Source organism: Micromonospora sp. LOL_023 (assembly GCF_048060115.1).
Lineage (GTDB): Bacteria > Actinomycetota > Actinomycetes > Mycobacteriales > Micromonosporaceae > Micromonospora_E.
This window is the reverse complement of the sequence record NZ_JBHMIM010000107.1, coordinates 1-8,848: the sequence shown is the minus strand read 5'-3', so window position 1 is coordinate 8,848 and position 8,848 is coordinate 1. Positions and strand designations below refer to the sequence as shown.

At 72.8% G+C, this 8,848-nt stretch carries 2 protein-coding genes and 1 pseudogene; all 3 read right to left on the bottom strand.

What is annotated here, in order from left to right:
* Positions 1-1,115 (bottom strand): beta-ketoacyl synthase N-terminal-like domain-containing protein (locus ACFHVL_RS30270; protein WP_416631985.1); only part of this gene is annotated, 1,115 nt, incomplete at its 3' end.
* Positions 1,115-5,854: a type I polyketide synthase gene (locus tag ACFHVL_RS30265; protein WP_416631984.1), complete on the bottom strand. Its 4,740-nt coding sequence runs from the start codon at positions 5,852-5,854 to the stop codon at positions 1,115-1,117. The genes ACFHVL_RS30265 and ACFHVL_RS30270, both read right to left, overlap by 1 nt.
* A gap of 272 nt (positions 5,855-6,126) precedes the next feature.
* A pseudogene (locus ACFHVL_RS30260) lies at positions 6,127-8,848 on the bottom strand (type I polyketide synthase); the annotation flags it as partial.

Genomic DNA, 8,848 nt, shown 5'->3' with positions numbered 1-8,848 from the left:
CGATCCGCGTCCCGCCCCTGCCCGTACGTCGCCAACAACGCCTGCGCCTCGATCGGATCCCCCAACCGCGTGCCCGTACCGTGCGCCTCCACCACGTCCACGTCCGCCGTCGACAACCCGGCCGCCGTCAACGCCTGCCGGATCACCCGCTGCTGCGCCAGCCCGTTCGGCGCGGTCAGGCCGTTGGAGGCACCGTCCTGGTTGACCGCCGATCCCCGGATGACGGCCAGAACGGGGTGCCCGTTGCGCTGGGCGTCGGAGAGCCGTTCCAGCAGCAGGACGCCGGCACCCTCGGCCCAACCGGTGCCGTCGGCGTCGTCGGAGAACGGTTTGCACCGCCCGTCCGACGCCAGACCACGTTGCCGGCTGAAGGCGACGAACGGGCCCGGAGTCGCCATCACCATCACGCCACCGGCGAGCGCCATCGAGCATTCCCGCTGCCGCAGGGCCTGCGCGGCGACGTGCAGCGCCACCAGCGACGACGAGCAGGCGGTGTCGATGGTCAACGCCGGGCCGGCCAGGCCGAAGGCGTACGAGATCCGGCTCGAGATGACCGAGGCCGCGTTGCCGGTGCTGAAGTACGCGGAGACGGCCTCCGTCGCGGCCGCCGACAGGTCGTCGTAGTAGTCCTGCGCGCCGCTGCCGACGAACACGCCGACCTGTGCCCCGTCGAGCGAGTCCGGGGCGAGCCCGGCCCGTTCGAAGGTCTCCCACGCCAGCTCGAGCATGATCCGTTGCTGCGGATCGGTGGCCAGAGCCTCCCGGGGAGACATTTCGAATAGTTCGGCGTCGAAGCCGGCCGGGTCGCCGAGGAAGCCACCCTCCCGGACGTGGCCGTCGGCCGGACCGTCCTCGCCACCGGTTGGCAGCGGACCGGTGGTCCAGCCGCGGTCGGTGGGGAACGGTCCGATCGCGTCGACCTCGTCGACGACGAGCCGCCACAGCTGCTCTGGGCTGGTGACGCCACCCGGGTAGCGGCAGGACATCGCCACGATCGCGATCGGGTCCCGGTCCGCCGACTCCACCTCGTGCAGTCGCCGACGGGTCTGATGGAGTTCCGCGGTCACCCGCTTGAGGTACTGCAGCAGCTTACCGTCGTCATCCGTAGTGGTCATCAGCCCAGCTCCTTGTCGATGAAGTCGAAGACGTCATCGGCACTCGCGTCCGCGAGGCGATCAACGACCGCGGTGACGGCGGGTCCGTCAACAACTTCGGTCAATCTGCTCACCAGCGACTGCAGCCTGCTGGTGATGCGGGTGCGCGCGATCTCGTCCGGTGCGAGGGGCGCGGCCACGGCCTCCAGCCGGTCCAGCATGGCCAACACCGGCTCCGCCTCCGACCCCGGTCCACACAGTTCGTCACGCAGGTAGGTGGCCAGCGCCGCCGGGGTCGCGTGGTCGAACACGATGGTGGCCGGTAGGCGCAGGCCGGCGGCCACGCCGAGTCGGTCGCGGAAGTCGACGGCGCTGACCGAGTCGAAGCCGAGGTCCTTGAAGTTGGTGCCCGGGGCGACGTCGGTGGCGTCGCCGTGGCCGAGGACGGCGGCGGCCTGTGCCCGGACCAGCTCCGACAGAACCTGCAACTGTTCGCCGTCGTCGAGTCCGGCGAGCTGGACAACGAGCGGGCCGGCCTCGGCCCCGTCGACCGGCTGCCCCAGGCCGGCGGTCGGTGGCAGCAGACCGGCGACCAGCGGTCGGGGCCGGGCAAGCGTGTGGATCGGTCCGAATCTCGCCCAGTCGACGTTGGCCACCACCAGACCGGCCTCCTCCCCGCCGACCTCGACGAGCCGACCGGCGGCCAACTGCGGATCGAGTTCACCGATGCCGAGTTGCCGCAGATGGGCGCTGGCCGTCTCGTCCACCATGCCGCCACCGGCCCAGGGCCCCCAGGCGATGGCGGTGGCCGGTCTACCGGCAGCCCTGCGGCGTGCCGCGAACGCGTCGAGGAAGGCGTTCGCGGCGGCGTACCCGGGTTGTCGGGCGCTGCCCCAGATCGCCGCGCCGGAGGTGAACAGCACGAAGGCGTCCAGCGGCAGGTGGGCGGTCAGCTCGTCAAGATGCACCGCGCCGGAGATCTTCGCCGCTCCGGCGGCGGCGAAGTCGGCGACGGTGAGCTGGGTGAGCGGCCGCTGCCCGTACAGCGTGCCGGCCGCGTGGACCACGGCGGTCAGCGGCGGTACGGCCGGCAGCCCGTCGAGCAGCCCCCGCAGTGCCTCCCGGTCGGTGACGTCGCAGGCCACGATGCTCACCTCGACGCCGCGTGAGCGGATCTCGGCGGCCAGGTCCGCGGCGCCGGCCGCGTCCGGTCCGCGCCGGCTGGTCAACACCAGGTGCTCGGTGCCGTGGTCGGCGAGCCACCGTGCCACGTGGCGGCCGACGCCACCGGTGCCGCCGGTGACCAGGACGGCGCCGCGGGGTCGCCACTGCGCAGTGCCGGGGTCACGCCCGGCACGTACCATCCGGCGGGCGAAGATGGCGGCCGGCCGGATCGCGAGCTGGTCCTCCGGGCCGCCGGCCCGCAGCACCGCCGCGCACCGGGCGACCGCTACCCGGTCGGGGTGGGCGGGCAGGTCGACCAGACCGCCCCAGGTGTCCGGCTGGTCGATCGCCAGCCCGGCGCCCAGACCCCAGATCGCCGCCTGGTGCGGGTCGGCAGGGAGGTCGAACCGATCCACCGCGACCGCCTGACGGGTGACGCACCACAGGCGTGCCTCGATCCCGGCGTCGGTCAGTGCCTGGCAGAGCAGAACAGTTCCCCGGCTGCCACCGGTGAGTGTGGGATGTTCCGGGTCGGGGCGGTCGTGCGACGCGAGCAGGCTGAGCACGCCGTGCGGCGAGGCGTCGGCGGCGAGTGCGGTGAGCCGTGCGGCCAGGCTCTCCCGGTCACCGTCACCGACCTCGACGGTACGGACTCCGACGCCGTCGGTGGCGAGTTCGTTGACGAGCGCGTCGGACCAGGGATACCCGGCCGGTACCGCGACCAGCCAGTTCTCCCGGCCCGGTCCGGGCGGGTCGGACCGGCCTGGTGGGTCTGCCACCGGCTGCCAGCGCACCCGGTAACGCCAGGAGTCGACAGGGTTCGGCTGCTCCCCGCTGCCTACCGTCCCGATGGTGTCGGCCGAGCGTTCGGTGTCCGACGGTCGCTCGGCCGAACCGGCCGGTGGCTCCGTCTGCGGCGTGTACGGTGCCGGCACCCACCAGAAACGTTGCCGTTCGAACGGGTACGTCGGCAGATCGACCGACTCCGATGCGCTGCCCAGCATCGCCGACCAGTCCGGGGTGATTCCGCGTACGTGCAGTTCGGCCACGGCACGCTGCAGGGTCTCCGGCTCGGGCCGGCCCCGGCGCAGCAACGGCACCACCTGGACGTCAGGATCGGCGCCCAGACAACCGCGCATCGGACCGGTCAGCGCCGCGTCCGGTCCGACCTCGACGAAGGTGGTCGCGCCAAGGCCACGTAGCGCGGTCACGGCGTCGGCGAACCGCACCGGCTGACGGATCTGGCTCGCCCAGTACTGAGCGGTCGCCAGCTGCTCCGACGCCGGCCGGCCGGTGGCGGTGGACACGACCGGCAGCTGGGGTGGGCGTAGGTCGAGAGTAGCCACTGTGGCCTGGAACTCGTCGAGGACCGGATCCATCAGCGGAGAGTGGAACGCGTGCGACACCCGCAGCCAGATGACCTGCCGGCCGTCGGCGGCGAGCCGGTCGGTCACGGCGGTCACCGCCTCGCGCGGCCCGGACACGACCGCCGATCCGGGGGTGTTCACCGCGGCTATCGCCGCCCCGCCGGTGAGCAGTGGGGTCACCTCGGATTCCGGTGCCTGAACCACCGCCATCGCGCCACCGGCGGGCAGCCCCTGCATCAGCGTTCCCCGGGTGACCACCAGCCGGCACGCGTCGTCGAGGGACAGCACCCCGGCGGCGTACGCCGCGCTGATCTCGCCGACCGAGTGGCCGGCCAGCAGCTGGGGCCGGATCCCCCAGTCGGCGAGCAGTTGGATCAGCGCCACCTCGATGGCGAAGAGCCCGGACTGGGCGTAGACCGTCTGGTTGAGCACCTGCTCGTCGCCGCCGTCGACGACCTGACGCAGCGGCCGGGGCAGCTGAGTGTCCAGCCGGTCGCAGACCTCGTCCCACGCCTGCGCGAAGGACGGGTAGGCGGCGGCCAACCCACGCCCCATCGCAAGCCGCTGCGCGCCCTGACCGGTGCAGACGAATGCGAGCCTGCCCGGCGCGGCGGACCCGCTGGCCACCGAGGCCGCCGGGGTCGCTCGGGCCACAGCCGTCAGCCCGTCGACCGCCGCCGCACGGTCGGTGGCAATCACCACCGCCCGGTGCGGCAGGGCGGCGCGGCCGGTGGCGAGCGTGCCGCAGATGTCGGACAGCGCTTCGTCGCCGGCGACCACCGGCACCAACCGCCGGGCCTGGCTACGCAGGGCGGCGGCGGTCCGGGCGGACAGGACCAGGGGCAGCGGCGGGCCACCGTCGGCCGGCGGTGCCGCTGGTGACGCCGGCTGCGCTTCCTCGATGATCAGATGGGCGTTGGTGCCGCCGAAGCCGAACGACGACACGCCTGCCCGACGCGGTTGGCCGTTCACCGGCCACTTGCGGGCCTCGGTGAGCAGTTCGACGTTGCCGGCCGACCAGTCCACCTGTGGGGTCGGGCGGTCGACGTGCAGGGTCCGCGGCAGCATCGAGTGCCGCATCGCCTGCACCATCTTAATGATCCCGGCCACCCCGGCGGCCGCCTGGGGATGCCCGAGGTTGGACTTGATGGAGCCGAGCCACAGCGGCTGCTCGCGATGCTGACCGTACGTCGCCAGCAGGGCCTGCGCCTCAATCGGGTCGCCGAGCGTGGTGCCGGTGCCGTGGGCCTCGACCACGGCGATGTCGGACTCCCGCAGCCCGGCGTCACGCAGCGCACGACGGATCACCCGCTGCTGCGCGGGGCCGTTCGGCGCGGACATGCCGTTGGAGGCCCCGTCGGAGTTGACCGCGCTGCCGCGCAGCACCGCCAGCACCGGGTGCCGGTTGCGCCGGGCGTCGGACAACCGCTCCAGCAGCAGCAACCCGGCCCCTTCGGACCAGGCCGCGCCGTCGGCCGCAGCGGCGAAGGACTTGCACCGCCCGTCCGGCGCGAGAGCCCGCTGTCGGCTGAAGTCGACGAACAGCTCCGGGGTGCCCATCACCGTGACCCCGCCGGCGTACGCAAGGGTGCACTCGCCCCGGCGTAGCGACCACATCGCCTGGTGCACCGCGACCAGCGATGACGAGCAGGCCGTGTCCACGGTGACCGCTGGTCCTTCCAGCCCCAGGCTGTAGGCGATCTGACCGGACACGAGGCTGCCGGTAGGGCCGCCACCGGCGTAGTCGTGGTACATCACCCCGACGAAGACCCCGGTCGCCGTGCCGGCTAGCGAGGTCGGGTCGACGCCGGCCCGCTCCGCAGCCTCCCAGGCGACCTCCAGCAGCAGCCGCCGTTGAGGGTCGGCCCGCATCGCTTCCCGAGGGCTGATACCGAAGAACGCCGCGTCGAACTCGGCCGCGTCGTAGAGGAAGCCACCATGCCGTACGTAGCTGCGGCCCGGTTGACCCGGTTGCGGGTGGTACAGCTGTTCGACGTCCCAGCCCCGGTCCGTGGGGAACTCGCCGATCGCGTCCACCTCGTCGACGACCAGCCGCCACAGGCCCTCAGGCGAACGCACGCCGCCGGGATAGCGGCATCCCATCGCAACGATCGCAATTGGTTCCTGGTCACGTGCCTCGGCCACGCGCAACTGCTGTCGGGTCTGCTGTAGCTCGCTGGTGGCACGCCGCAGGTAGTCACGCAGCTCGTCGGCGGTCGCCATGGTCACTCACCCCCGTCCAGTCACGCCGAACTCGGTGTCGAGCGCGGCGAACAGCTCCTCGTCGCTGGCGGTGCCCAGGTCGGGTGCCGCCGACTGTCCGGCCGCCTCGCTGGTGCGCCAACTGCGTAGCAGTGCCTCCAGCCGGTCGGTGATCGCCTCACGGTCACCGACGGTCCGGCTGCCCGCCGCCAACGTGGTGGCCAGCCGGTCGACCTCGTCCAGCAGTGGTTTCACCGGGTCCGCCGCCGACTCCAGCAGCTGGGCCAGGTGCCGGGCGACAGCGACAGCGGTCGGCTGGTCGAAGACCAGTGACGCCGCCAGTGGCAGCCCGGTCGCTGCTGCCAGGGCGTTGCGCAGTTCGACTGCGGCGAGGGAGTCGAAGCCCATCTCCTGAAAGGCGCGATGCGGGTCCACCCCGTCTGGACGGTCGTGCCCGAGTGCGGTGGCGACGTGCCTGGTGACCAGGGCGAGTAGGTGCTCCTCGCGTTGCGCGGAAGGCAGCTGGTGCAGCCGGAGGGTCGGCCCGGATCTGGTTGCGGGGGCCGTGCTCCGACTGACCCGCCGGGACGGGCCGACGACGCCGCGCAGCAGGGCCGGAAGGTCGTCGGCTGACCGCTCGCGCAGTGCGACCGGGTCGATCCGCAGCGGCACCAGGCAGGGTTCGGCACCGCGCAACGCGGCGTCGAACAGGGCGAGCGCCCGGTCCACCGGCAACGCGGGCACACCGTGTCGGTCAAGCCGTTGACGGGCCGGTTCGTCGAGGATGCCCGCCATGCCGGCTGGACCTGCCCAGGCTCCCCAGGCCAACGCGAGCGCGGGAAGGCCGGCGGCCCGCCGGTGGGCGGCGAGGGCGTCGAGGAAGACGTTGGCGGCGGCATAGCCGCTCTGCCCCGCCGGCAGGACCAGGCCGCCCGCAGAGGAGAACAGGACGAACGCGGCCAGCTCGTGGTCACGGGTCAGTTCGTGCAGATGCCACGCGGCGTCCACCTTGGGGCGTAGGACCGCGTCCACCTCGGCTGGCCGTTGGGTGACGATGAGGCCGCCGTCGGCAACTCCGGCTGCGTGCACCACCGCGCTCAGCGGGTACGCGTCGGGAATACTGGCAAGCAGGGTGGCGAGCTCGTCCGAATCGGCGATGTCGCAGGCGACCAGCCGTACCTGTGCACCGAGTGCGGCGAGGTCGGCCTGCAGCTGCTGGGCGCCCGGGGCAGCGGGGCCACGTCGGCTGGCCAGCAGCAGCCGGCGTACGCCGTGTCCGGTGACCAGATGCCGGGCCAGCAGGGCACCGAGTCCACCGGTACCTCCGGTGACCAGGACGGTGCCGGTGCCCAACGCCGGCTGGTGCCCGTGCCCAGTGGGTGCTTCGGCTCGGCGCAGCCGAGGCACCCACGCCACGCCGGAGCGCAGCGCCACCTCGGGCTCGGCGGTGCTCGCGGCGGCGACGACCTCCGCAACGGTCGTGGTGTCGTCGATGTCGACCAGACAGAACCGTGCGGGATGCTCGGCGGCGGCGGCCCGGACCAGCCCCCAGAGCGGAGCAGCCACGATATCCGGAGCGGCGTCGACGACCGTGGCCGGTTCAGCCGTGGCCGCATCGACCGCGGCCGCCCGACGCGTCACGATCGCGAGCCGGCAGGCGGCGAACCGCTCGTCGGCGAGCCAGGCACGCAGGTCGGTGAGCACCTGGTGGATCAGCTCGCGAACAGCGGCTGGTACGTCGGGCACCGCCGGCACATCGGCGTAGCGCAGCACGACCTGTGGTACCGGCTGCCCGTCGTCCAGTCCGGTCGACAGCGCTGCCAAATCGGTGACGCGCACCGCCGTACCGGAAGCGTCGACCGGGCCGGACGCGCTCCCGCCGACGGCCACGGCTGCCGGTGCGGTCACGGGGGCCAGCATGAGTTGGTCCCAGCCGACGCGGTACAGGGCCCCCGTCGTAACGTCCACTTCGGTGTCGTCGACCGACGTGGGCCGGGCCAGCAGCGAGCCGACGGTGAGCACCGGTTCACCGTCGACGGAGGTGAGGACGACGGACAGGGCCCCGTCGGGCAGATGCCGTACCCGGGCCTGTGCGGCGACCGCGCCCGCCGTGTGCAATGTGACGTCGGTCCAGGCGAACGGCAGCCAGGCGTGGCCGTCGCCGGGCGCACCCCGGTCACCGGCAATCGCCGCGTGCAGGGCGCCGTCGAGCAGGGCAGGGTGTATCCCGTACCGGGTCGCGTCGGAGTGCTCGTGTTCGGGCACGGCGACCTCGGCGAACACCTCGTCGTCGCGGCGCCACGCGGCGCGCGTCGCACGGAACGCGGGCCCGTACTCGTAGCCGAGGTCGGCAAGTTCGTCGTACAGCTCATCGATGGGCACGGTGCTGGCGCCGGCCGGCGGCCATGGAGTCTGCGGCCCGGTCGCGGCCGTGTCGGCGGTGCTGAGCAGACCACTGGCGTGGCGCTGCCACGGCTGGACAGCCGCGTCGTTACGGGAGTACACCGCGACGGGGCGCCGGCCGGACTCGTCCGGGGCCCGGACGACGACGTGGACGGCGACCCTGCCGTGCTCGGGCAGCACCAGCGGACGTTCACAGATCAGCTCGTCGATCCCGCCGGTCCCCGCCTGGTCTGCGGCCCGGATGGCGAGCTCGACGAAGGCGGTGCCGGGCACCAGGACCCGGCCGTGCACCAGGTGATCGGCCAGCCAGGGCTGCGCGTCGACGCTGAGGCTGCCAGTGAGGTGTATTTCGCCCGAGTCGGGAGATTCGACAAGTGCCCCGATCATGGGGTGTCCGGCGCCGATGAGGCCGGCTGCGGCGAGGGTGTCGGTCAGCGGTGGTCGCCAGAATCGTCCATGTTGAAAGGCTCGAGTAGGCATCGCTGCGGTCGCGGCTGGACTGTCGGGTGCCTGTTCCAGGATCACGTGGGCGTTCGTCCCGCTGAAGCCGAACGACGACACCCCCGCCCGACGCGGTTCGTCGGTCGCCGGCCACGGCCGAGACCGGGTCAACACCCG